Annotated in this window: 19 protein-coding genes; 5 read left to right on the forward strand and 14 right to left on the reverse strand. The window is 34.2% G+C overall.

Going from position 1 to position 24349, the window contains the following annotated elements:
* Position 1: 1 nt before the first annotated feature.
* The 8 genes from ACQ5J2_RS13830 to ACQ5J2_RS13865 all read right to left on the reverse strand — a co-directional run bounded on the left by ACQ5J2_RS13830 (position 2) and on the right by ACQ5J2_RS13865 (position 10512).
* On the reverse strand, positions 2-2452 hold the full coding sequence (locus ACQ5J2_RS13830) for a DNA translocase FtsK (RefSeq protein WP_432671046.1): 2451 nt from the start codon (positions 2450-2452) through the stop codon (positions 2-4).
* Between the two features lie 57 nt (positions 2453-2509).
* Positions 2510-2884, reverse strand: coding sequence for a diacylglycerol kinase family protein (locus ACQ5J2_RS13835; protein WP_432671047.1), 375 nt, complete (start codon positions 2882-2884; stop codon positions 2510-2512).
* Positions 2885-2887: 3 nt separating this feature from the next.
* On the reverse strand, positions 2888-3385 hold the full coding sequence (gene tpx / locus ACQ5J2_RS13840) for a thiol peroxidase (protein WP_432671048.1): 498 nt from the start codon (positions 3383-3385) through the stop codon (positions 2888-2890).
* 128 nt (positions 3386-3513) lie between these two features.
* Positions 3514-4506, reverse strand: a complete 993-nt coding sequence (locus tag ACQ5J2_RS13845; protein ID WP_432671049.1) for a TerC/Alx family metal homeostasis membrane protein — start codon at positions 4504-4506, stop codon at positions 3514-3516.
* A 46-nt stretch (positions 4507-4552) separates the two neighbouring features.
* Positions 4553-7252 (reverse strand): DNA gyrase/topoisomerase IV subunit A, encoded by a 2700-nt coding sequence (locus tag ACQ5J2_RS13850; RefSeq protein ID WP_432671050.1) that lies wholly within the window; start codon positions 7250-7252, stop codon positions 4553-4555.
* Positions 7253-7321: 69 nt separating this feature from the next.
* Positions 7322-9178, reverse strand: coding sequence for a DNA topoisomerase IV subunit B (locus tag ACQ5J2_RS13855; protein WP_432671051.1), 1857 nt, complete (start codon positions 9176-9178; stop codon positions 7322-7324).
* 127 nt (positions 9179-9305) lie between these two features.
* Positions 9306-9980 (reverse strand): TIGR02117 family protein, encoded by a 675-nt coding sequence (locus ACQ5J2_RS13860; RefSeq protein ID WP_432671052.1) that lies wholly within the window; start codon positions 9978-9980, stop codon positions 9306-9308.
* Complete coding sequence (locus ACQ5J2_RS13865; RefSeq protein WP_432671053.1) at positions 9964-10512, reverse strand: NADPH-dependent FMN reductase; 549 nt, start codon at positions 10510-10512, stop codon at positions 9964-9966. The genes ACQ5J2_RS13860 and ACQ5J2_RS13865 overlap by 17 nt, the downstream gene beginning before the upstream one ends.
* Before the next feature lie 157 nt (positions 10513-10669).
* Between ACQ5J2_RS13865 and ACQ5J2_RS13870 the strand changes: the two genes are divergently transcribed.
* Entirely contained in the window at positions 10670-11995 is a 1326-nt protein-coding gene (locus ACQ5J2_RS13870; RefSeq protein WP_432671054.1) for a T9SS type A sorting domain-containing protein, read from the forward strand.
* Positions 11996-12047: 52 nt separating this feature from the next.
* Here the strand turns inward: ACQ5J2_RS13870 and ychF are convergent, their stop codons facing one another.
* On the reverse strand, positions 12048-13142 hold the full coding sequence (gene ychF, locus ACQ5J2_RS13875; RefSeq protein ID WP_432671055.1) for a redox-regulated ATPase YchF: 1095 nt from the start codon (positions 13140-13142) through the stop codon (positions 12048-12050).
* Positions 13143-13323: 181 nt separating this feature from the next.
* Here ychF and ACQ5J2_RS13880 point away from each other — a divergent pair, with 181 nt between their 5' ends.
* Both ACQ5J2_RS13880 and ACQ5J2_RS13885 read left to right on the forward strand, forming a co-directional pair.
* Entirely contained in the window at positions 13324-13863 is a 540-nt protein-coding gene (locus tag ACQ5J2_RS13880; RefSeq protein ID WP_432671056.1) for a hypothetical protein, read from the forward strand.
* Between the two features lie 59 nt (positions 13864-13922).
* A complete protein-coding gene (locus ACQ5J2_RS13885; protein WP_432671057.1) occupies positions 13923-14147 on the forward strand; it encodes a hypothetical protein in 225 nt (74 codons plus the stop codon).
* Positions 14148-14295: 148 nt separating this feature from the next.
* On the opposite strand, the gene ACQ5J2_RS13890 is transcribed toward ACQ5J2_RS13885, so the two are convergent.
* From ACQ5J2_RS13890 to ACQ5J2_RS13910, 5 genes are all read right to left on the reverse strand, one after another.
* Positions 14296-14661, reverse strand: coding sequence for a methylglyoxal synthase (locus ACQ5J2_RS13890; RefSeq protein ID WP_432671058.1), 366 nt, complete (start codon positions 14659-14661; stop codon positions 14296-14298).
* Positions 14662-14663: 2 nt separating this feature from the next.
* Positions 14664-15515 carry an N-acetylglucosamine kinase gene (locus tag ACQ5J2_RS13895; protein ID WP_432671059.1) on the reverse strand — a complete coding sequence of 284 codons (852 nt, stop codon included), beginning with the start codon at positions 15513-15515 and terminating at the stop codon, positions 14664-14666.
* 219 nt (positions 15516-15734) lie between these two features.
* Positions 15735-16739 carry a type I glyceraldehyde-3-phosphate dehydrogenase gene (gap, locus tag ACQ5J2_RS13900; protein WP_432671060.1) on the reverse strand — a complete coding sequence of 335 codons (1005 nt, stop codon included), beginning with the start codon at positions 16737-16739 and terminating at the stop codon, positions 15735-15737.
* 85 nt (positions 16740-16824) lie between these two features.
* Positions 16825-17811, reverse strand: a complete 987-nt coding sequence (pfkA, locus tag ACQ5J2_RS13905; RefSeq protein WP_432671061.1) for a 6-phosphofructokinase — start codon at positions 17809-17811, stop codon at positions 16825-16827.
* Between the two features lie 163 nt (positions 17812-17974).
* A complete protein-coding gene (locus ACQ5J2_RS13910; protein WP_432671062.1) occupies positions 17975-22486 on the reverse strand; it encodes a translocation/assembly module TamB domain-containing protein in 4512 nt (1503 codons plus the stop codon).
* A 124-nt stretch (positions 22487-22610) separates the two neighbouring features.
* On the opposite strand from ACQ5J2_RS13910, the gene tsaD reads away from it, so the two are divergent.
* On the forward strand, positions 22611-23633 hold the full coding sequence (gene tsaD, locus ACQ5J2_RS13915) for a tRNA (adenosine(37)-N6)-threonylcarbamoyltransferase complex transferase subunit TsaD (RefSeq protein WP_432671063.1): 1023 nt from the start codon (positions 22611-22613) through the stop codon (positions 23631-23633).
* 2 nt (positions 23634-23635) lie between these two features.
* Entirely contained in the window at positions 23636-24346 is a 711-nt protein-coding gene (locus ACQ5J2_RS13920) for a 16S rRNA (uracil(1498)-N(3))-methyltransferase (RefSeq protein WP_432671064.1), read from the forward strand.
* Positions 24347-24349 lie beyond the last annotated feature (3 nt).

Raw genomic sequence — 24349 nt, forward strand, 5'->3', positions numbered from 1 at the left:
TTTACAATGTGTTTTGTTCATTATTAAAAAAATCGTCAAGAGAACTTAAATCCTGAATCAAAACTCCTCTCGCTTTACTTCCTTCAAAGGGCCCTACTATTCCAGCAGATTCCAATTGATCAATTAAACGTCCGGCACGATTGTAACCTAACTTTAATTTACGTTGAAGCAAAGAAGCCGAACCTTGTTGGGCTGTAACAATAATTTCAGCAGCCTCACGGAATAAAGTATCTCTTTCGGAAATATCCATATCAAGTTTAGTGCCAGTTTCATCCGGACCAATAAATTCAGGCAATAAGTACGCATCTGGATATGCTTTTTGAGAACCGATAAATTCAGTAATTCGTTCAACTTCTGGAGTATCCACAAAAGCACACTGCACTCGAACCACATCATTTCCATTGGTGTACAACATGTCTCCACGTCCTATAAGTTGATCCGCACCCGACGTATCTAAAATGGTTCTTGAATCAATTTTTGATGTCACTCTAAATGCAATTCGAGCGGGGAAATTTGCTTTAATAATACCAGTAATTACATTTACAGATGGACGTTGGGTGGCAATTATTAAGTGAATTCCGATAGCACGAGCTAATTGAGCCAATCGGGCAATAGGTGTTTCTACTTCTTTTCCTGCCGTCATAATTAAATCGGCAAACTCATCAACAACTAATATTATATAAGGTAAAAATCGGTGTCCATTTTCAGGATTTAATTTCCGATTTTTAAATTTTTCATTGTATTCTTTAATATTTCGAACCATTGCATCTTTCAACAAGTTGTAACGATTGTCCATCTCAACACACATTGAGTTTAACGTATTGATAACCTTTGCATTATCAGTAATAATTGCATCTCCTGCATCGGGAAGTTTCGCAAGATAGTGACGCTCAATTTTATTGAACAAGGTTAATTCTACCTTTTTTGGATCTACCAAAACAAACTTAACTTCTGCTGGATGCTTTTTATATAAAAGAGAAGTCAACACCGCATTTAAACCTACCGATTTACCTTGGCCCGTAGCACCAGCCATTAATAAGTGAGGCATTTTAGCTAAATCAACAACGAACGTTTCATTACTAATTGTCTTTCCTAAAGCTATAGGCAATTCCATTTCAGCTTCTTGAAAACGAGCGGATCCGATTACACTTTTCATCGAAACCATGGTTGGGTTTTTATTAGGAACCTCGATACCGATTGTCCCTTTTCCAGGAATTGGAGCAATGATACGAATTCCTAATGCTGAAAGTGATAAAGCAATATCATCTTCCAAGCTTTTTATTTTTGAAATTCGAATTCCAGCTTCGGGCACAATTTCGTATAAAGTAACTGACGGCCCAACAGTTGCTTTAATTTGTGCAATTTCAATTTTATAATTCCTTAAAGTTTCTACAATACGGTTTTTATTTTCTTCAAGCTCTTCTTGATTGATTGTAATTCCGCCCGTTGAATATTCTTTTAATAAATCTAATGAAGGAAATTTATAATTCGACAAGTCTAAAGTGGGGTCGAATAATCCAAAATCAGCCACTAATCTCGATGCCGTATTTTCCTCGATTGTTTCTTCTTCCTCTACTTTTTCAATAACAAATTCTTCTTTATGAGGCGTTTCTTCAACTACTAATTCGGCAGAAAAAACGGGAGTTTTAGCTTTTGTATCTAATTTTAATTCAGAAGAATGACTAATCGTTGGCTTCAAAACTTCTTTATCAATTTCAAATTTTGACACTGGTTTGATTACGGGTTCTTTCGTGACTAATTCAGGCTCTTCATCTACTGCAAATTCTTCTAAATTATACGATTTTACTTCTTCCCTACTCTTTTTCAAAGATTCAAAATCTTGAGCAACCTTGTTTTTGGTTTTTTCAAAAATATTCTTTACTGCATCTGGAGAAACTTTAATTCTAAAAATCAAAAAGATAATGAACCCAAAAATCAACACCAACAAAGCACCTGTTTTTCCCAAATAATCTTGTAGATAATCATTCATTTCAAAACCAATAATACCCCCCAATTCAGGAAGCTTGGTTGCAAAAAATCCAAAAATAACAGCTACTATAATCGCTAAGAAGCTATCCCAGAACCAACTGCTTCGTAACTTTTTTACCGATATATCTAATATTAAATAAGCACCCGTTATAAAAAACAAGCGTACAAAGATAAAAGAGGCAACCCCAAAACCTTCAAAGACAAATACATTAGCGAGGTAAGCTCCGAATTTTCCGAGCCAATTTCGTACCTCTATTGAGCGATTTCCAATTTCGTGAATGGCGCTTTGATCCTGCTGTCCATAAATGTAAAAGGAAACGAATGAAAGTAATAATGCAATTGAAAACAAGAACAAAAGTGTTCCAAGAATCACTTTATGCTGACGTGAAAACCCTCTCTTTTTTGGAGATTCAGATTTTGAGTCGTTTTTAGAAGTTGTAGTCTTTTTTGTTGTTTTCGCCATGCTTTAGAAAATACTTTTGGTATAAATGTAAGTTTTATTTTAGGATTTCTAAATAATTTAGAGCGCTTGAATAATAGGAATGTAAATTATTGCACCAATAACAAGTGCTGTAATAGCTGCGAAAAACACAGCTCCAGCAGCTATATCTTTAATGAATCCAATTCGTTGATGAAATTCAGGATGAATAAAATCTGCAATTTTTTCTACAGCCGTATTTAAACCTTCAATACTCAAAACTAAGCCAATAGCTAGGGTTTGAAACAGCCATTCTGTTTTTGAAATTTCAAAATAAAATCCAGCAATAGTAACTAGTACTCCCAATGAAAACTGAACCATTATGCTGTGTTCTGTACTAATCAACTTGAAAGCGCCTGAAAGTGCAAATTTTAAACTTTTTAATCTTCCTGTTACAAATGTATGATCTTGTTTCATATTCTAAAGGACCGCTAAAGCCTTTTCATAATCCGGTTCATCAGCAATTTCGTCAACTTGTTCGGCATATAAAACAGTTCCGTTTTCATCCAAAACAATTACGACTCTTGAATGTAAACCAGCCAATGGGCCGTCTGTCATTTCTAAACCATAATTTTTTCCAAATTCACCCGTTTTAAAATCAGAAAGATTTATCACATTTTCTAAACCTTCAGCACCACAAAAACGCTTTTGAGCAAATGGTAAATCTCTTGAAATACACAAAACCGTGGTATTCTCTAATTTACTAGCACTTTCATTAAAAGTACGAACGGATTGAGCACAAGTACCCGTATCGATGCTTGGAAAAATATTTAAAACCAATTTTTTACCTGAAAAATCAGATAAAGAAGCTGAAGATAAGTCCGTTTTGATTAAAGTAAAATCAGTAGCTTTCGAACCTTTTTGTGGTAAAGTACCGCTTGTATGAATAGGATTTCCTCCTAATGTTATTGATGCCATTTTGTTATGTTTTAGATGCCAAAAATACAGATTTTTTCGGACAATTTAAACAATCCTTGAGGTTAATCGGTACTCTAATTTCCTAATTCAATATAGTACAAATTAATTTAAATTTAGTAACTATTTAATTACGGCGTTTTCTTCACAAAAATAATGGACAATAGAACAGATCCTATTAATATTCCGCCAATGATAATTAATGAAAAAACCGAATCTAAATGATAAAATGGAGCAATTATCATTTTGAAACCAATAAAAGAAAGGATTATTGCCAATCCATATTTAAGCATACTAAACAAATAAAGAAAATTATCTAATAAGAAAAATAACGCTCTTAGTCCTAAAATTGCGAAAATATTAGACGTATATAAGATAAAAGGGTCGTCAGAAATAGCAAAAATGGCAGGTATAGAATCGACTGCAAAAAGTAAATCGGTAAACTCGATGACCGCTAAAACTACAAAGAGACGTGTCGCATAACGTTTGCCCTTTTTTATGGTAAAAAATTTATCTCCGTCGTATTCATCCGTTACTTTGAAGAATTTCCGAACTAATAAAGCACCTTTGGTTTGATTATAATCTGCACTATCATCTTCCTTTTCCGGCATCCAAGATTTAATTCCGGCATAGACCAAAAATATTCCAAAGACAGTCATTATAATGTTGATGTTGTACTTGAATTGGGCGACACCAAGGTTTTCTAAAATCGTATTTAGATAGGTCAACTTTATCAAGTAAGCTCCAGAAAAAATAAAAATCGCTCGCAGAAATAATGCACCTAAAATTCCCCAGAAAAGAATCTTATGTTTGTTTTTATTGGCAACATCAAAAAATTTAAAGACCATTATAAATACAAACAGATTGTCTACTGAGAGTGCTTTTTCAATCCAATATGCCGATTGAAATTCATAAAATTTTGTGGGACCTGCGATATTATAAATAATTGCACTAAAACCCATCGCTAAACCAATCCAAACCGCTGACCAAGCTAAAGCTTCCTTATTTGTTATTTCGTGACTATTTTTATTAAATACGCCTAAGTCTAAAAGTAACATTACAACAATTACCACGGCAAATAGTGCAATTAGCCAAGGATGTTCAAGATAAATCGGGTGTTCCATTTGTTTTTATAACCACTAAATTAGTAAAAATATTTATGCTTGATAATTAATTATCGTCTTCTTCAAAAAGATTAATCTGTCCATCTTCACCTAATTTGATATTGGGATTTACTTCAATTTCATCAATAACTTCTTTTTCCTCAGGAATGACTTCTTCTGGAATATCAAATGGTAGTGATTCTAATAAATTAATTTGCTTAATTTTATCAGCCGTCAGTTGATTTCCCAAAGCCTTAATACCTTTCACAGCAATAAAACTATCAAAATCAATAGTTTGATTTTCTTTCTGAATTCCCTTTATTTTTGAAAAAACTACCTCAGCCACTGGCTTATAATCGGTTGCTACAATTTCTACTTGTGATTTTGGATGTTCCGTAATAAAAAATTCTTCCTTGTTTTCATTGTCAATTAAAAAGCGTTTTACAAAATACTTTTCTTTTTCTCCTTCGAAATAAATGGCAGAGATGGGTTTTTTAGGCGACCATTTTTCAAGAACAATCATATCATCGTCAAAGTGCGTCGTCAGTTCTGGAATAATTGTTTTTACTTTTCCAGATTGTTGAATAATTAACAAGCGGTCATTCGGTTTAAATTCGCCTAGCAACTCCCCTCTTCCGTCTACGTTAAGTTTTTGAACCGTGTCGTCAAACCAAATTCGTCGTGGTTTTAATGTTGAAATTCCTTTTTCCTTCAGTTCGATTTTCTTGATTGGATATTTGGTTACCAAATTCCCCTTAGAGCCTCGACCTTTAATAGCTAAATCTGCAAAATCGATGTCAAATTTTAATTTTTTAACCGTTCCTACTTGACGTAGTAATATGGTAATCACTTCGGCTTCTCCGTTTGGATTATGCGAAAAATAAAGCACTTGCGAACCTGCTTTATCCTGTGAAAGTGGATAAATTTTATCTCTAGTGACCCCAGAAACATTGAATCTTTTAATATAAGATGGTCCTGATTTTCCATCACGGTAAATCATGTTATAAATGGTACGTTTGTCTTGCTTGTCGAAAATGGCAATATGAATGATGTCCTTTCCAACAAATTTCTTATCGTCTACTTTAGAAATCATCATCGAACCGTCTCGTAAAAAAACAATAACATCGTCAATTTCAGAACAATCTGCTACATAATCGTCTTTTTTTAATCCCGTTCCAAAGAAACCTTCTTCCCGATTGACGTATAATTTTGTATTTCGTAAAATAACTTTCGTAGCTTCGATATCGTCAAAAATGCGAAGCTCGGTTTGACGTTCCCTCCCCTTTCCGTATTTCTCTTTTAATTTGGCAAAGAAGGCAATTGAAAAATCAATAATATGTTCCAAATCATGTCGAACTTGTTCCATTTCCGCTTCCAATTTTGCAATGGCATCATCTGCTTTATCCGAGTCAAAACGAGTAATACGTATCATCGGGATTTGCGTCAATTTCTGCAAATCATCGTCGTTGATTTCACGAACTAATAAATTTAAATAAGGCTCAAAGCTCTTGTACAAGTACTCATAAAGTGTTTCTCTGTCGGAATACAACTTAAAATCGATGTACATTTCCTCGCGAATGAATATTTTCTCTAAAGTCGAAAAATGCCATTTGTTTTGCAGTTCAGCCAGTTGGATTTCCAATTCACTCTTTAACAAAGCTACTGTTCGATGCGTCGAAATCTTCAACATTTCCGAAACACCTATGAATAAAGGTTTGTGGTTTTCAATTACGCAACCCAAAGGTGCAATGGACGATTCACAAGCCGTAAAAGCGAACAAGGCATCAATTGTTTTATCAGGCGAAACACCTGGAAATAAATGAATTAAAATTTCTACTTCTGCAGCCGTATTGTCTTCAATTTTCTTGATTTTGATTTTACCTTTATCGTTGGCTTTCAAAATACTGTCAATCAACGTTCCCGTATTGGTCGAAAACGGAATTTGAGTAACCACTAAAGTTTGCTTGTCTAATTGCGAAATTTTAGCCCGAACACGAACCCTTCCGCCTCGAAGACCATCATTATAATTAGAAACATCAGCAATTCCTGCCGTAGGAAAATCCGGGTATAAAGTAAAAGGTTTGCCTTTTAAAATTTTTATAGAACTATCTATTAGCTCATTGAAATTGTGTGGTAAAACTTTGGTGGATAAACCAACAGCAATTCCTTCAGCACCTTGTGCTAAAAGCAATGGGAATTTCACAGGAAGGTTCACAGGTTCTGCACGACGTCCGTCATAAGAAACACCCCATTCTGTAATTTTTGGCGAATATAAAACGTCGTGACCAAATTTCGATATTCGTGCTTCAATATAACGAGAAGCTGCCGCACTGTCGCCGGTAAGAATATTTCCCCAGTTTCCCTGCATGTCAATAATCAGTTCCTTTTGACCAATTTGTACCATCGCATCACCAATACTTGCGTCTCCGTGAGGGTGATATTGCATGGTATGACCCACGATATTGGCTACTTTATTGTAACGGCCGTCGTCTAATTCCTTCATCGAATGCATAATTCGACGTTGAACCGGTTTAAAACCATCTTCTATTGCAGGAACCGCACGCTCCAAAATTACATAAGAAGCATAATCCAAAAACCAATCCTTGAACATTCCGGTTACTTTCGTAATCGTATCTTCAGGATTGTCGTTGGTTTCGTAAAAGTGATGTCCCGAGGTTTGAATATCGTCAAAACCTTCATCGCTTGATGATTGGTTTAGAGATTCTTCGTTTTCGTCGGGTAATTTATTTTCTTCGTCTTCGTTCATTATATGTTTTAAGAACTAAAAATTATAGTATAGTTTTCAACAATATTTTTTTTATAAAACTGCCGTTTATTACTCTTTCACCACCACATCCAATTCCACTTTCAAATTATTGATAATAAATTCTTGTCTATCAGGTGTATTTTTCCCCATGTAAAATTCTAATAATTTCTCAATCGAAGTAGATTTATCTAACATCACAGGATCCAATCTAATATCTGCTCCAATAAAATGTTTGAATTCATCGGGCGAAATTTCTCCAAGTCCTTTAAATCGAGTTATTTCTGGTTTAGGTTTGAGCTTTTCAATGGCATTTACTTTTTCTTCATCAGAATAGCAGTAAATGGTCTCTTTTTTATTTCTAACTCTAAAAAGGGGAGTTTGTAAAATATACAAATGACCTTCTTTGATTAATTCTGGAAAAAACTGCAAGAAAAATGTTATCAGTAATAATCGAATGTGCATTCCATCTACATCGGCATCTGTAGCAATTACGATATTATTATAACGCAAATCCTCCATGGCTTCCTCAATATTTAAAGCGGCTTGCAATAAATTGAATTCCTCGTTTTCATAAACAATTTTCTTAGTCATTCCGTAAGAATTCAACGGTTTTCCTCGTAAACTGAATACGGCTTGTGTGTTTACATCACGCGATTTGGTAATCGAACCCGAAGCGGAATCTCCCTCTGTAATGAAAAGCGTACTTTCTAAATACCGCGGATTTTTTATATCAGCCAAATGAACTCTACAATCCCGCAATTTCTTGTTGTGTAAGTTGGATTTTTTAGCACGGTCTTTGGCTAATTTTCGGATTCCTGAAAGTTCTTTTCGTTCCCTTTCAGCTTGCAAAATTTTGCGAAGTAGCAAATCGGCTACTTCAGGATGTTTGTGCAAATAGTTATCTAATTTTGTTTTCACAAAATCGTTTACAAAAGTCCGAACGCTTGGCATATCGGGTCCAACGTCTGTGGAACCCAATTTTGTTTTTGTTTGTGATTCAAAAACAGGTTCCATAACTTTAATACTTACGGCACTTACCACTGATTTTCGTACGTCGGAAGGTTCAAAGTTTTTATTATAAAATTCACGAATAGTTTTAACCAAGGCTTCACGAAAAGCAACCAAATGTGTCCCTCCTTGTGTCGTGTTTTGCCCATTTACAAAAGAGTGGTATTCTTCTGAATATTGCGTTTTACTGTGTGTTAATGCTACTTCAATATCTTCGCCTAAAAGATGAATGATGGGATAAACCATATCTTCTTCAGCAATATTTTCATCTAATAAATCTTTAAGTCCGTTGTCTGAATGAAATTTTTCGCCGTTGTACAAAATTGTTAGTCCCGTATTTAGATAACAATAATTCTTCAGCATTTTGATTACATATTCATTTCTGAATTTGTAATTTTTAAAAATCGCCTCGTCTGGAACAAAAATTACTTTAGTTCCTTTACGTTTGGTACTTTCAATGACTTCTTCATCTACAACTAAATTTCCTGCAGAAAATTCGGCTGCTTTTTGCTTGTCCTCACGGACCGATTCTACTCTAAAATAATGCGAAAGTGCGTTAACTGCTTTTGTTCCGACGCCATTTAACCCTACGGATTTCTTAAAAGCAAGTGAGTCATATTTCCCCCCCGTATTCATTTTAGAAACTACATCAATCACTTTTCCCAACGGAATCCCACGGCCGTAATCGCGAACAGAAACCGTTTTGTCTTTAATGCTGACTTCAATGGTTTTCCCAGCACCCATAACGAATTCATCGATACAGTTGTCTAAAACTTCTTTAAGTAAAATGTAAATTCCATCGTCAGGAGAAGAACCGTCGCCTAATTTTCCGATGTACATTCCGGGACGCATTCTGATGTGCTCTTTCCAGTCGAGTGAACGAATATTGTCTTCGGTATACTGATTTTGTTCTGCCATTTGAGAATTACGGATTTTCAGCTAATATACGGTATCTGAACAAAAAATAAAAGTGGCTAGAAATAAAATTATAAAAAAGAAATCAACTATAAATTCAATGCTTTTTTCCTCAGTTTAGAACTCAAAATCAATTGTAATGTTGAAAAATTCCAAAATCACTTGGCGTCCAAAGTGCGGCTTTTTGATTCATGGCTTTTAATCCATTATTTGCCCAAGTATTGCAGGTGTAAAAGAAACTGTATGATCCTTTCGCTTCGTAGAAACTATCGTTTTGACCGTAGGTGGTTGCATCAATTAAAATCGGTTTTCCATTTTCGTCTCGTTTAAATTTTTCTTCGATATAAGCAATCAAATTATTATATTCTTGAGCGGAAATTTTAATTTTTACGCAGTCTTTACTTTCGTTTATTTTCTTATAAAAAGTGGAATGCATTGCAGAACTTCCGAGTCCGAAAGCAGCGACAAAAGCAGTACTGAATTTTAAATCAGACCATTCAGGTGTATCCAAGTAGAACCCTTTATCACCCCAACCAAATCCAATAAATTGCATAGTGCTGTCTTGCGATTTTATATGGCTAAACTTAATACTTTCACTCCAATCTTTAAATTCTGTTTTTATAGGAACCACTAAATCTGTATGAACTCCATTGGTTCTAATATAAACGGTTACGTCTTCTTGAGGGTCAACATCTTTCGTATTTACCGGAATATATGGAATTACTAAAGCGAAGAATACATAAGTGATTACGAAAATCAATACGGCTAAAATCATTTTAACTAAAAGTCTAAGCGTTTTTTTCATCTGCAATTATTTGTAATTTCTCAACAGCGTCTTTGAGTTCACCATTAAGCTCTTCATTGGAAATTTTATTATTTTCTACATCAAAATTCTCTTCGAAACTTGGAAGAGAAAAAACTGCTTGTATATTAGCATCAAAACGTGGTAAATTATTTTGGGCAATTTCTAAAACACCTTTTCCTCCTCTACCTCCGGGAGAAGTTGCCATTAACAGCATTGGTTTATTTTGAAAAAAACCTTTGTCAATTCGTGAACACCAGTCTATCAAATTTTTAAAAGAAGCTGAATAATTGCCATTATTTTCAGCCAAAGAAACAACCAAAACAGTTGCCGAATTTATTTTTTGTACAAAAGCATCAGCTTTTTCTGCTTTTCCGATTTTAATTTCCGTGTCAACGCTAAATAGCGGTGCTTCATATTCATTTAAATCTAAAACTTCCACTGCTGCGTTTTCAAACAGACTTGCGGCATATGTTGCTAATTTTTTATTAATGGATTTGGAACTGTTACTTCCGGCAAAGGCTATAATTTTCATAATTGTTATCTTAAATAGTAGACCAATTTAATAAAAATAACAAAAGAAACCCGACTGTATTACTAAAACAAAACCTAATATTATAATCTTTTTGTATATTCGTTGTCTAAAGTACGTATGTATCAAATAGATAGTTGAATAAAAATATAAAACTTTTATGAAAAAAATTACTCTTATTCTGTTAATAGTTTTTAGTTCTTTACAACTGAATGCTCAGATGGGTCCAGTAAATTATATCGATACATCCGTTCAAAGTGCCGGAATTAGTAAAATCATATCTTATGATATAAATAATGATGGATTCAAAGACATTATAACCTCGACGGCCGGAACTAATGGTCGTTTTGGTTATTACTTAAATCAAACTAATAATTCTTTTGGTTCTTTTATTTTAATCGATAATTTTTATGCTTGTCGAGGGGTTGCCGTTGGAGATTTTAACAATGATAATTCCATAGATTTTGTAGTGATTGGAGAAGCGAATAATGAGGCTTGGATTTATTTAAACAACAATGGTTCATTTACAAGTTCTTTATTGAGCACTAACCCCACTACATATAATGAGGTAATAGTGGCTGATTTTGACCAAAATAATTCTGATGACATTGTAATTATTGGTCAGCATTCCATTGATTTTTTTAGAAATAATGGTAGCGGTGTTTTTACCCAGGAAGTTATATTGAGCACAAGTACGTCTCCTCTAGTTTTAGAATGTTTAGACTTGGCTGTTGCAGATATTGACAATGATGGCGATATGGATTTAATTTCCGGGGAAACTGCCGGTGTTGTAATTTATACCAATAACGGAAATGCCATTTTCACTCCTCATTATTATTCTATCATTGCAGAAATTGTCTCTTTAATTCACCCAATGGATGTGGACAATGATGGCGATATTGATATTATAAGTAGAAATAGCGGCGGATTAGTCAAATGGTTTAGCAATAATGGAAGTGGCGTGATGACTTATGAAGCGGTACTTTCCTCTATTCCCAACTTGATTGCAATTAATTCTGTAGATTATAACAACGATGGGTTAGAAGATTTGTATGTTTCTTACACAAATCATATTTCTGTTTTTGCAAATAATACCGCCCATACTTTTACAAACGAAGTCAGTATGCATCAAACTATAGGTTTAATTATGGGACAATTGGGTATTGTGAATATCGATAATCAAGGTGCGTCAGATTTTGTTTGGTCCGGCGGCAATAATACACTTGCTTTTCATATCAATCAATCCAATTTATCCGTTGATAATCCGAATTTAAAGTCCAACAATCTATTTCCAAATCCTACCTCTGGAATATTAAATTTTTCTGAGCAAATTGAAAATGTAATCGTTTATAGTCTAATTGGGCAAAAATTAAATGAATATTCAAATGTGAAATCGATAGACATTTCAAGTATGTCAAATGGTGTTTACATAATTCAATTAGAAAATCAAGGAAAAACCAACGTTCAGAAAATTGTAAAACAATAAAAAAACCTGTAATCAAATTACAGGTTTTTCTCAAAATATCTATTTTGTCTTCTTATACGTTAAAACGGAAATGCATCACATCACCATCTTTTACGATATATTCCTTACCTTCTACTCTTAATTTTCCGGCTTCTTTTACTTTTGCTTCTGAACCGAAACTAGCAAAATCAGCATAAGCGATAACTTCAGCACGGATGAATCCTTTTTCAAAATCAGTATGAATTACTCCTGCTGCTTTTGGAGCTGTGTCTCCAATATTGATGGTCCAAGCGCGAACTTCTTTAACACCTGCGGTAAAATAAGTTTGCAGTTTCAAAAGTCGGTAAGCGGCACGAACTAAAACAGCAGAACCTGGTTCTGTCAATCCCATATCTTCTAAGAAAACTTGGCGTTCCTCGTAGCTTTCTAATTCAGTAATATCTGCTTCAGCACCAACAGAAAGTACAATTACTTCTGCATCTTCATCTTTTACCAATTCGCGAACTTGGTCTACATATTTATTTCCTTTTACAGCTGAATCTTCGTCCACATTACAAACGTATAAAACCGGTTTATTAGTAATCAACTGAAATTCTTCCATCAAAACCTCTTCGTCGTTATTCTGAGGAACAACCGTCCTTGCTGATTTCGCTTGCAAAAGCGTTTCTCTAATTCGGTCTAACAATCCTTTTTCAGTAATCGCTTCTTTATTTCCCGTTTTTGCAGCGCGATTTACTTTTTCCAAACGTTTTTCAACATTTTCTAAATCTTTCAACTGCAATTCGATATCAATCGTTTCTTTATCGCGAATAGGATTAACATTTCCATCCACGTGAATTATATTATCATTGTCAAAGCAACGCAAAACGTGAATAATTGCGTTACATTCTCTAATATTTCCTAAGAATTGATTTCCTAAACCTTCCCCTTTACTAGCTCCTTTAACTAAACCTGCAATATCAACGATATCCACAGTAGCCATCTGAACGCGTTCTGGTTTTACTAATTCTTCTAATTTCGCAATCCTTGGGTCAGGTACATTTACTACTCCAATATTGGGTTCGATTGTACAAAAAGGAAAGTTTGCACTTTGCGCTTTTGCATTTGATAAACAATTAAATAAAGTTGATTTTCCCACATTAGGTAATCCTACAATTCCTGCTTTCATTAGATTCTGTTTTTAAAAGTGTGCAAATATACATTTTAAGTTGCATAAATGAAGTATGAAGTTAGAGCGATTTTAGGATAATACTTTCGATAGAGTATAACATTTAAAAGTAATTGGATAACATATTTAACCAATTTGGTTCATATCTTTGGACTAAATCACAAATTTAAAAACCAACACTATGAAAAATATAATGACATTCACTTTTGCCTTGCTTTTATCGGCAGGTTTACAAGCACAGAACACTAACGTTACTGACGTTACTAAAAAAACAGTTACAACTACCAAAGATTCTGATGGAACAAAGCAAGTAGTTAAAGAGCAGAACATCAAAGCAAAACAGAATATTGAACTTGAGAATCCGGATTCGAAAGCTTTGAATAAAGATATGAAGACTTCGCCAGTTGAAATGGTTTCTACCACTACAGTTACCAATCCAGATGGCACGACAAGAACTGTATCTACTGATCGTTCATCGGCTTACCAATTTGATGGAAAAAATTATATGTTATCATTAGATCCTTCTGGGTATATTGTCACTGATGTAGATAACGCTCAAATTGGTCTTTTGAGAGCGACCACTTCAAACAGTTATATTTTTAGAGGGAAAAATTCAATATCTGTTGGCTACTTCGATGTAGATGGGAATTTGGTTTTAGATACGTATGATGATACGTCGGATAAAGTTACTACTAGAACCTTTGTAAGAATGCAAAGATAATTGTCCTAAATCTAATTATTGAAACTTCCAATAATCAGTTGATTATTGGAAGTTTTTTTTTGAAGTTTGATTTTGCGGATTTAGAAGTTGACTTGTTGGGTACGGCAGTTGTCTTGTTGGGTTTGGAAGTTGGCTTGTTTGGTTTGGAAGTTGGCTTGTTGACTTTGGCAGTTGTCTTGTTGGGTTTGGAAGTTGGCTTGTTGACTTTGGCAGTTGTCTTGTTGACTTTGGATAGCGTTTGGCGTAAACGGGTTATAGATGGGACTTCTCAAAATTTTGTGTAAACTGTTTTTTAAGGCTTTATAGTTTTGATAACATGTTCCGACCTGTAATCCGTACTTGAACTAGGACGTCAGTGATAAGCTCGTTTTTTCTTGGTGAAAAAAGAGCTATCAACGATTGGGATTGTTATTAAGTTTTTTAGACTTTATTTTATGTTAGTGAATTGATCAGCAACTGTGCAGTTGCTTCGTTTGTAGCTAACGGAATATTATGGACATCGCAAACCCGAATTAGCATATTAATATCTACTTCGTGTGGATGACTTGAGTTGGGGTCTTTGAAGAAAAGCACCATTTGGGTTTTACCTTCAGCAACTCGAGCGGCAATTTGTGCATCACCTCCCATGGGTCCTGAAAGCATTTTGAGTACTTTGAATCCGGCATTTTCGGCTTTACTTCCTGTGGTTCCGGTAGCAACCATTTCGATATCTGCTTTAGAAAGCAGCGCTTTGTTTTTGTTTAAAAACTGAACCATATCCGCTTTCATACGGTCATGTGCGATTATTGCAATTTCCATAATTACTTATTTAAAGCGTGATATTGAATCAATCCATCAATTGGACGACGTAAAACATTTCCTATTTTTAAATTGTTTTGTTCCAAAACAAATTGCAGTTCGTCTTTTAAATAAAAAGCAATAGAGCCAATAAAATGCACAGGAACTTCGCGGCAATTGTCAAATTGTGTGATGTAATTGTCAACAAAATCCTGCATTGCTGATTTTATAATTTTATGACAAAACTCGTGGTCTTTATGTTGAATTAAGAATTTTGCAAATGTGGCCAAATAGGCATTTGGATTGGCTTCCTTATATAAATTGTGCTTGATTACATCAGCATCTAAGTTGTACTCTTTTTCAAAAAGTACAGCTAAATCAGATGGCATTTTATTAAAATAATAACCCCGGATTAGCTGGCGTCCAAATTGATTTCCGCTGCAATCGTCCATTGCAATATATCCTAAAGATTGCACCTTTTGATGCAGAATATTTCCGTCAAAATAACTGCAATTAGAACCTGTTCCTAAAATAGATACAATTGCTTTTTCGCCTTTGGGTGTGGTAGCATAAACAGCAGCAAAAGTATCTTCTTGAACAGAAATCGTTGCTTTAGCAAAATATTCTTCGAAGACTTGAGCTAGAAAGTTCTTCATTCTATCAGTTCCGCAACCTGCTCCATAAAAATATAAATGTGTGACACTACTCTTATTGTGTAAAATATCAAAACGGTCGTCAAGTCGAGCAATAATTTGGTCTTTATCTAAAACCTCGGGATTGAGTCCTAAGGTTTGTGTGGTAAATAACACTTTGCCTGAGTCGTCAATGGCAATCCAATCGGCTTTAGTGGAACCACTATCTACAAGTAATTTCATTGATTATAATTATTAGATTTGAAATATAATGATTTTTTTAGGAACTGAAATATCTTTTAAAAACTAAAGGTTCTCAATTCACGAAACCCCTAGCCCAGATAGCAGTGGAAATCCTTTATTTTTTTCTTTAAAAAAATAAAGATTGCAACGAATCGCTGGAAATAGCTCCAAAAAACAAAAATCCCATTGAAATGCATCAATGGGATTTAAGTAAATAATTTATTTTAAACCAGCAATATGAACCGATAAATCGATTAATTTGCTAGAATATCCATATTCATTATCGTACCAAGAAATAATCTTGAAGAAAGTTGAATTCAATCCAATCCCGGCATTAGCATCGATGATAGAAGTACGCGAATCCGACACAAAATCTTGCGAAACAACGTCGTCTTCGGTGAAACCTAAGATACCTTTCATTGTCGTTTCAGAAGTCTTTTTAAGGACTGCCATAATTTCTTCGTAGCTTGTTTCTTTAGCTAATTTAACCGTTAAATCTACAACAGAAACATCGGCAACGGGAACTCTCATTGACATACCAGTAAGTTTTCCGTTTAATTCTGGAATTACTTTTCCTACTGCTTTTGCAGCACCTGTAGAAGCTGGAATAATGTTTAATCCTGCTGCACGACCCGCTCTGAAATCTTTTTTAGATGGTCCATCAACAGTTAATTGAGTTGCTGTTGTAGCGTGAATTGTAGTCATTAAACCTTCTACGATTCCGAAGTTATCATTCAACACTTTAGCTAACGGAGCCAAACAATTGGTAGTGCAAGAAGCATTGGAAACAATAGTATCTTGTGCAGTTGCCTTATCGTGGTTTACACCCATAACGAACATTGGAGCATCAGCCGATGGAGCAGAAATTACTACTTTTTTAGCACCACCATCAATATGTGCTTTGGCACTTTCAAGTGTAGTGAAAATCCCTGTACAATCAGCAACTACTTCCGCTTGAACTTCGTCCCATTTTAAATTGGCTGGGTTTCTTTCGGCAGTAACTCTAATTTCTTTATCGTTTACAAATAATTTTCCGTTTTTTACATCAACCGTTCCGTTGAAACGACCGTGAACTGAATCGTATTTTAGTAAATAGGCCAAATGGTCCACATCTAATAAATCATTGATGGCAACAACTTCTACATTATCTCTATTGAATGTTTCTCTGAAAACAATTCTTCCAATTCTTCCAAAACCGTTTATTCCTAATTTTATTTTTGACATTTTTTTGATTGCTTTAGGCAAAAAGCTATAGACTTTAAGCCACTATTAATATTTATTTATTTTTTGAAACTATTATAGTAAAATGCTATGTTGACATAATATCTGAAACGCGAAGAAGCTCCATGTCAATTGGATAATGTCCTTTTATTGCTTGTTCTAACGGTGTTAAAGTAACTTCATCTTTTAGAATTCCAACCATAAAATTTGACTTTCCTTCTATTAAAGATTCAACGGCTTTGACCCCTAACCTACTTGCTAAAACTCTATCAAAACAAGACGGCGAACCACCACGTTGCATGTGACCTAGAACGGAAACACGAATATCGTATTCCGGTAAATGTTCCTCGATATAATCTTTCAATTCAAAGACATTTTTACCCATTTTATCACCTTCGGCAACTACAACTATGGACGAAGATTTTCCTGAGGCTTTACTTTTCTGAAGAGATTCCAACAATCGGTCTAAACCCAAATCTTCTTCTGGAATTAGAATTTCCTCTGCTCCAGCACCAATTCCAGCATTCAAGGCAATATGACCTGCATCGCGACCCATTACTTCTACAAAGAATAAACGGTTGTGAGAACTTGCAGTATCTCTAATTTTATCGATGCATTCGATAACTGTATTTAAAGCAGTATCGTATCCTAATGTATGACTTGTACCATAAATATCGTTGTCAATTGTTCCGGGAATTCCCATAACAGGAAAATTAAATTCCTTATTAAAAACTTGAGCTCCAGTAAAACTACCGTCACCACCAATGACAACTAATGCACTAATTTCTGCATCCATAAGGTGTTTGTGTGCTTTTTGACGGCCTTCAACAGTAAGAAAATCTTTAGAACGAGCTGATTTTAAAATCGTTCCTCCTTTATTGATGATATTATTAACGGTACGAGGTCCCATTTCTTTAAAATCACCTTCAATCATTCCTTGATATCCTCGGTAAATTCCTATACAATCAATACCGTGAAAAGCACAAGTACGAACGACGGAACGTATGGCTGCATTCATTCCGGGAGAATCTCCTCCAGAAGTCAGAACTGCTATTTTTTTAATCGTTTTTGACATTTAATGACTAATTTATTTGCTAATTTAACAAAGATAAGTCACAAAAAACACTGTAAAATAATTATTTAATAAACACTTATGATTTCAAACGTTTTCGTTAATAAGTTTTCGAAAACGTCTAATTTGCAAGTAGAAAAGTAGTAGCAATTTTATTGAAAAAAATTTAATCCTCTTTAGAAGGTATCGCCTCAGAATTGTGCTTTTCTTTTTCTTTTGTATCTTTTTTTTCTGGAAAATTCATGTATTCCGGATTTGGACTTGAATCTGGAATTAAATGGTCGACAGAAAGTTTGTCAATTTTGTGTTTTTTGAAGAAACGATTGACCAATTCCTGAAAAGTATTAAAATCGACTTCATAGGTAATACCCACACCTTGTGTATAGCCAATTCCTTCTCCTATATAATTAATATCGTTTTCACGATTGAAAACACGAAGATTCATACTTCCATCTTCGTTAACTCGATATTGAACCTCGACATTTCCTACAATTGCAGATTCGTTGATTCCGCCAACGGGAACACCAAGCTTACCATTTACCGTAATCCGCTCATTAATCTGTGTTGAAACCGTGAAACCAACAGAACCATCAGATTCGCGACCAGGCGTTTTATCTGCGGAAACAATGTCAATACCCACTTTTAATTTATCGTCAGGATTTTGAAAAATATCATCAAAAATTCCACCCGCGGTTTCGAATAGATTTCGGGTTAGTGCATTTTGATCTACGCCATCTGGACTCAAAAAACCACCAGTACTTAAAAGCGTCAGCGCTTGTGTTTGACGAATGTCTTTGTCGCTCAATTTCGTTTGAATTTCTGATTTCAAAACCGAGCTTACTGTTGGAAAATTAATTTGAAAATCAGGTTCAGGACTACTCAAACTTCCTGTAATTCCGATACCTACTTCTACAGGAACACGTCGATTAATAGATGGATTATCGAGTAAAACGGATGGATTTGCACTTGTTTTATAAATGGCTTCTAAGTCCAAACGCGCTCTTAATGGATCGCCTTCCCAAACAATTGTACTGTATTTTTTTACTTCAAAACGCTTGTCAATTAAACCACGGTATTTGAAATTATAACTTCCTTCATAAATTTGGTAATCTCCAATCATGTTGAATTTTCCGAGCGTATTGATTTCAAGAAGCAAGGTTCCGTTTCCTTTGGCTTTCATTCCGTGACCTGTTTCGCGGTCTAAAATAACTTCAATTTCGGCTTCAGTTGTGATGTCCAAATCAAATTTTAATTCTAAACCTTTGTAATTTCGGTTTGCAGCGAAAATTCCATTTTTCAAATTGTTTTTTTCTTCCGGAGAAAGAAAATGCATAAAGCTCTTATTTCCTACAGATTCTGAATTATTAATTGGAATTTTAATCGATGTTCCTTGTTTAGATTCCGCTTGAACTTCAATCAGCAAACCGTCTGTAGGTCCTTTAATTGTGGCAACTCCGTCGATAAAAGCAGTTCCATAATAGGCTGCGTCCTCAGAATCTTTGGTATCCAAAACTAACAAACGATTGGTGTTTATAGTTAAATCTAATTTCCAATCTCCAAAGTTTTTATGTCCAATAAAGCCATTTAATCTTCCTTGAGTATTAAATTTTGTGTCTTCAATTGTAGCGTTTTGAATGATGAATTGCGTAGAAGTTAAATCGACAATCGAATTTTCTTTAAATGCTAAATCCACGTTGAGATACGGAATTTTCAAACCTGCTTCATCTAGAAATAGCCGTCCATTTATTTCTGGATTTTTCACATTTCCTCTGAAATTTGCTGTTCCTGAGACTAGTCCTCGAATATCAGAAATGACTTCACCTCCAAGTGGACTAAGTGAAGAAGCATTAAAATTATTGAGTCGAACGTCCAGATTAAGCAGTGTTTCTTTATTTTCGACAGCAAAAGTTCCTTCCGCCAAAAATGATTCAACATCTTTATTTTCCAAATTTGAAAAAATAGTAAAGTTCCTAAAGTCATCATCACCTTCAATATTTAGGTTTAAATTACCCAAATCAATCGAATTCATTTTTAAACTGTCTACTTTAATTTGAGCAGTAGGTTGATAAACATCGTTGTTTTGCTTGAAGTTTATCTTTCCATTTAAATTTCCTTCCACTTTTAAACTGTCAACCGTCGGAACAATTTTAGCCAAGTTTACGTTAGCAAAATTCAACTCTAAATCTTTAAAATTGGAATCTTTAAGTTTTCCAAATAATTCAATTTTTTGATTTTCATGCGTCATTACAAAGTTTTCGATATCGAAATTCTTCAGTTCTTTATCAAAAACCACTTTGTTATCTGCATTCTCGGCTTCATTCAAAAACCACATATAATCTTTAAAATGCACTTCTGATTTTTTAAGTCCGATAACGCTGTTGTTTTCAGGATTAATGGTGTGGTATAAATTCAGATTGTAGAAATCTTCAGCATTCTTGCCTCCCTTAAACTCGGTTCTTACAAATAAAGTATCTTTTGCAGTAACATTAATAAAGCTAAAATCGCTTATTTTATAATACTTCGTCTTGATGGAATCCATCTCAATATACGTATTATATAAAGGATTTTTATTGTCAATATCTACTTTAATTCGGTCAATATAATTATCAAATGCTTTAATATTAGGCGAATTAAACACCATTTTAAATTCATTTTTATCGGAGTCAATCGCACCTCTAATGGTTGTATTTAAACCTAGCTCAATTTCAGGGACAAATACATCAATGATTTTATTATAGACGGCAAAATTAAACTTCACATACTGTCCTTTTGAAACTTTATTGGGTTGATAATTCGCATACAAACTTCCCGCTGCGTTTTCTAAAATTGCACGTAATTCTTTAAATTTAAATTTACCTACCATTCTTCCTTCAATAATATCAGGAGAATTTACAGCAATGGTACGCTCGTTATCAGCATCAAATGAAGACGTAATATTGAAATCTTCAAAAATATAATTGTCTTTATCGTTGTTATAGGCCGTTTGCGATATTTTTATTTCACCGGCTAAATCATCAAGCGAATTTCCGTCTACATTCATTGCTACGTTTCCCTTGAAAACAGCAATTGAATCCTTAACAAAGTTTAGTTTTGAAAGATTAGCATAGTCAATATTCGCTTTGAAATCGTAGTGCAAAACTTTCTTACTCAAATCAATCAAACCCTCAAAATCCATAAATAAATTAGGGTCGTTTACATTGATTGTTCCTTTAAAAACAGGACGTTTGAACTGGCCTTCCAGCAAAATATCAGAGTAATTATAGTTGTTATACGTCAAGCGAGAAACGCCTCCTTTAACATACGTATCTACATGTTGTTCGGTAAATCCTTTACCTTTTATAGCAACATCTAAGCTAACAATCCCGATATCTTTAATGCTTAAAAATTTGCCGATATTGAACTTGTCTAACTCGACATTTCCAACATACGAGGCATGGTCAATATTATCAATTTCTGCCATAGTTAAATTGGATTTGATATTTCCAATTTGCGTTTTCATGAAGAAATCAGTCGTGATATTCGTTGCAGTAACTTCCGCCGAACCCACAACCATAAATTTACCTAACTTTCGTAAAATTTCAGGTAAATTTTTACCAAGAACATTGGGTAACAATTCAGAAAGATTATCATAGTCAGAACTTACTCTATAAAAATCACCTTTCATGTAAAAACGTTGTTCATTTTCACCAAAAAGATTTTTAAAATTTACATTACCTATAACTTGTGTGCCTTTGTCATCAATTAATTTTAAATTGTCTAGCATCAAATCGTTCAGCGGTCCTTTCAGATGTGTTTTGATATTGAAACGTTTATTTTTTCCCAGTTCATCGTAAAAATAACGAATGTCGTTAGTAGAGATAGTTGCTTCATCAAAATTCACATCGAAAACTACTTTATTAATAAAATCTCCAAAATCTTCCGGCTTGTATGACAATTTTACATTTCCCTTAAAATCAGACTCTTTCGTATTGAAAAGCATTTCGTCAAGAATAATGGTAGTAGGATTATACGTAAACTGACCGCTCAAATTGTCCATTTTTAAACCGCGATGGTCTTTAAATGCCATCTTATTAATTTTGGTTGTAACTTCTGGTCCGTAAATTTTTAATGTGCTAAAAGAAGCATCCAACTTAGAAAAATCAACACTTTTAGGTGTTTCAAGATTCTCGTTAATAACTCTAAACGTGGTATTTGTAAGGTAAACATTTGTGGCTTCTAGTAAAAACTTTTTACCACTTGAAGGTGTGTCAGAATCAAAAAGAGAAACGAATGTATTAATATTAGTTTCGTCTTCGCCTTTGTAAAGTTTTAAATTAAAGACGACTCCATCTAACCTGACATCGCCAAACAGCAAATCGCCGTTTAACATTTTTCCCAAATCCAGAATGTTGGTTTTAACTCTATTGGCAAAAATAAGCGTGTCTTTGTGGTGGTCTTTAATCAACACCGTTTTCAATTTAACACCTCCAAAAACCGAGATATTAACCTGTTCAACGTTGATATCTGTTCCAAAATCAGTGTTGAGTATATTCGTAACATAATGACCAATACGAGTTTGCACAAAAGGTAGTGAAAGTACGATGGCAGAAATCAACAAAAACAGTATCAACCCAAGTAAAACTCGGACTGTATATTTTTTGAGACGGTGAATCGCTGATGTTTTTTGTACTTTTTCCAATAAATAAATTTTGCCAGTAGAAAGGGAAAAACCTTAAAATAAAAACCTTATTTTTGTTACGTTGTAAAAATACAGTTTTTTTGAATCTTACAGCCAATTCTAACTCAAAATTCATGCCTTTTATATGACGCCTTCGCCTGTTTTTATACTTGCAATAGAAAGTTCCTGTGATGATACTGCTGCAGCCGTTTTACAAAATGATAAAGTCTTGTCAAACATTGTTGCTAACCAACTGATTCATACAGAATTTGGCGGTGTTGTACCCGAACTTGCTTCTCGAGCTCACCAGCAAAATATTGTTCCAGTTATAGATGCGGCTTTGAAAAAGGCAGAAGTCACAAAAGAGCAACTTTCTGCTGTTGCATTTACACAAGGTCCAGGATTAATGGGGTCTTTATTAGTAGGTAGCTCATTTGCAAAATCAATATCAATGGCATTGAATATTCCACTGATTGCTGTTAACCACATGCATGCTCATATTTTGGCTCATTTTATTGCTGAAGAAGGTTTTGAAAAACCAATATTTCCCTTTTTAGCCCTAACCATTTCGGGAGGACACACTCAAATTGTGGTGGTTCGTGATTTTTTCGATATGGAAATTATTGGAGAAACAACTGACGATGCCGTAGGAGAAGCATTTGATAAAAGTGCTAAAATTCTAGGATTGCCTTATCCTGGCGGTCCTTTAATTGATAAATATGCCCAATTGGGAAACCCAAAAGCGTTTGCTTTTACAAAACCTAGAGTTCCCGGATTGAATTTTAGTTTTTCGGGATTGAAAACGGCTGTTTTATATTTTATCCAAAAAAAGGTTGCCGAAAATCCTAATTTTATAGAAGAAAATAGAAATGATATTTGTGCTTCTATTCAATATACGATTGTTGAAATTTTGATGGACAAATTGAAATTAGCGGTTAAAGAAACCGGAATTAATCAAATCGCAATTGGTGGCGGTGTTAGTGCTAATTCGGGTATTCGGAAAACATTAAAAGAAGCAGAACAAAAATACGGTTGGAAGACATTTATTCCTAAATTTGAATACACTACAGATAATGCTGCAATGATTGGAATTGTAGGTTATCAAAAATATTTAAACGAAAAATTCGAAAACAATTCGGTGATTTCTAAAGCCCGAATACAATTTTAATTATGCAATTATTTTACAACCCTAATCTTACAGAAGCTACTGAGCATTTCACTTTTGACCGTGAAGAAAGCAAACATATCGTAAAAGTTTTACGTAAATCTGAAGGCGACGTTTTGCACGTTACAAATGGCTTAGGCTTAGTTTTTAAAGCAGAAATTATAATTGGCATGGATACCAAATGTCAGGTAAAAATTATCGGCATTGAAAAGCAAAATCCTTTATCTTATAAACTGCATCTTGTTGTCGCTCCAACTAAAATGAACGACCGTTATGAATGGTTTTTAGAAAAAGCTACGGAAATCGGTGTGACAAGCATCACTCCTATTATTTGCGACCGTTCTGAGAAAAAGTTTATTAAAAATGACCGCTTTGAGAAAATTATTCAATCTGCCGCTAAGCAATCTTTACAAAGTTATTTTCCAATATTAAATGACGTCGTTTCGTTTAAGGATTTTATAAAATCAAAGGAAAATAGTGGTGCTTTTTTAATTGCTCATTGTGAAGAAACAAATAAAAAGTCGTTAAAAGAAACCATTAAAAAAGGAACTGAAATCACACTTTTAATTGGTCCAGAAGGCGATTTTTCGGATGCTGAAATTAAATTGGCCCTCGAAAATGGATTTATTCCAGTGACTTTAGGAGAAACAAGATTGCGAACTGAAACGGCTGCAGTTGTGGGTTGTCACAGTGTTGCCTTTGTAAATCAAGATTAAATT

The sequence above is a fragment of the Flavobacterium sp. SM2513 genome (assembly GCF_050908145.1).
Lineage (GTDB): Bacteria > Bacteroidota > Bacteroidia > Flavobacteriales > Flavobacteriaceae > Flavobacterium.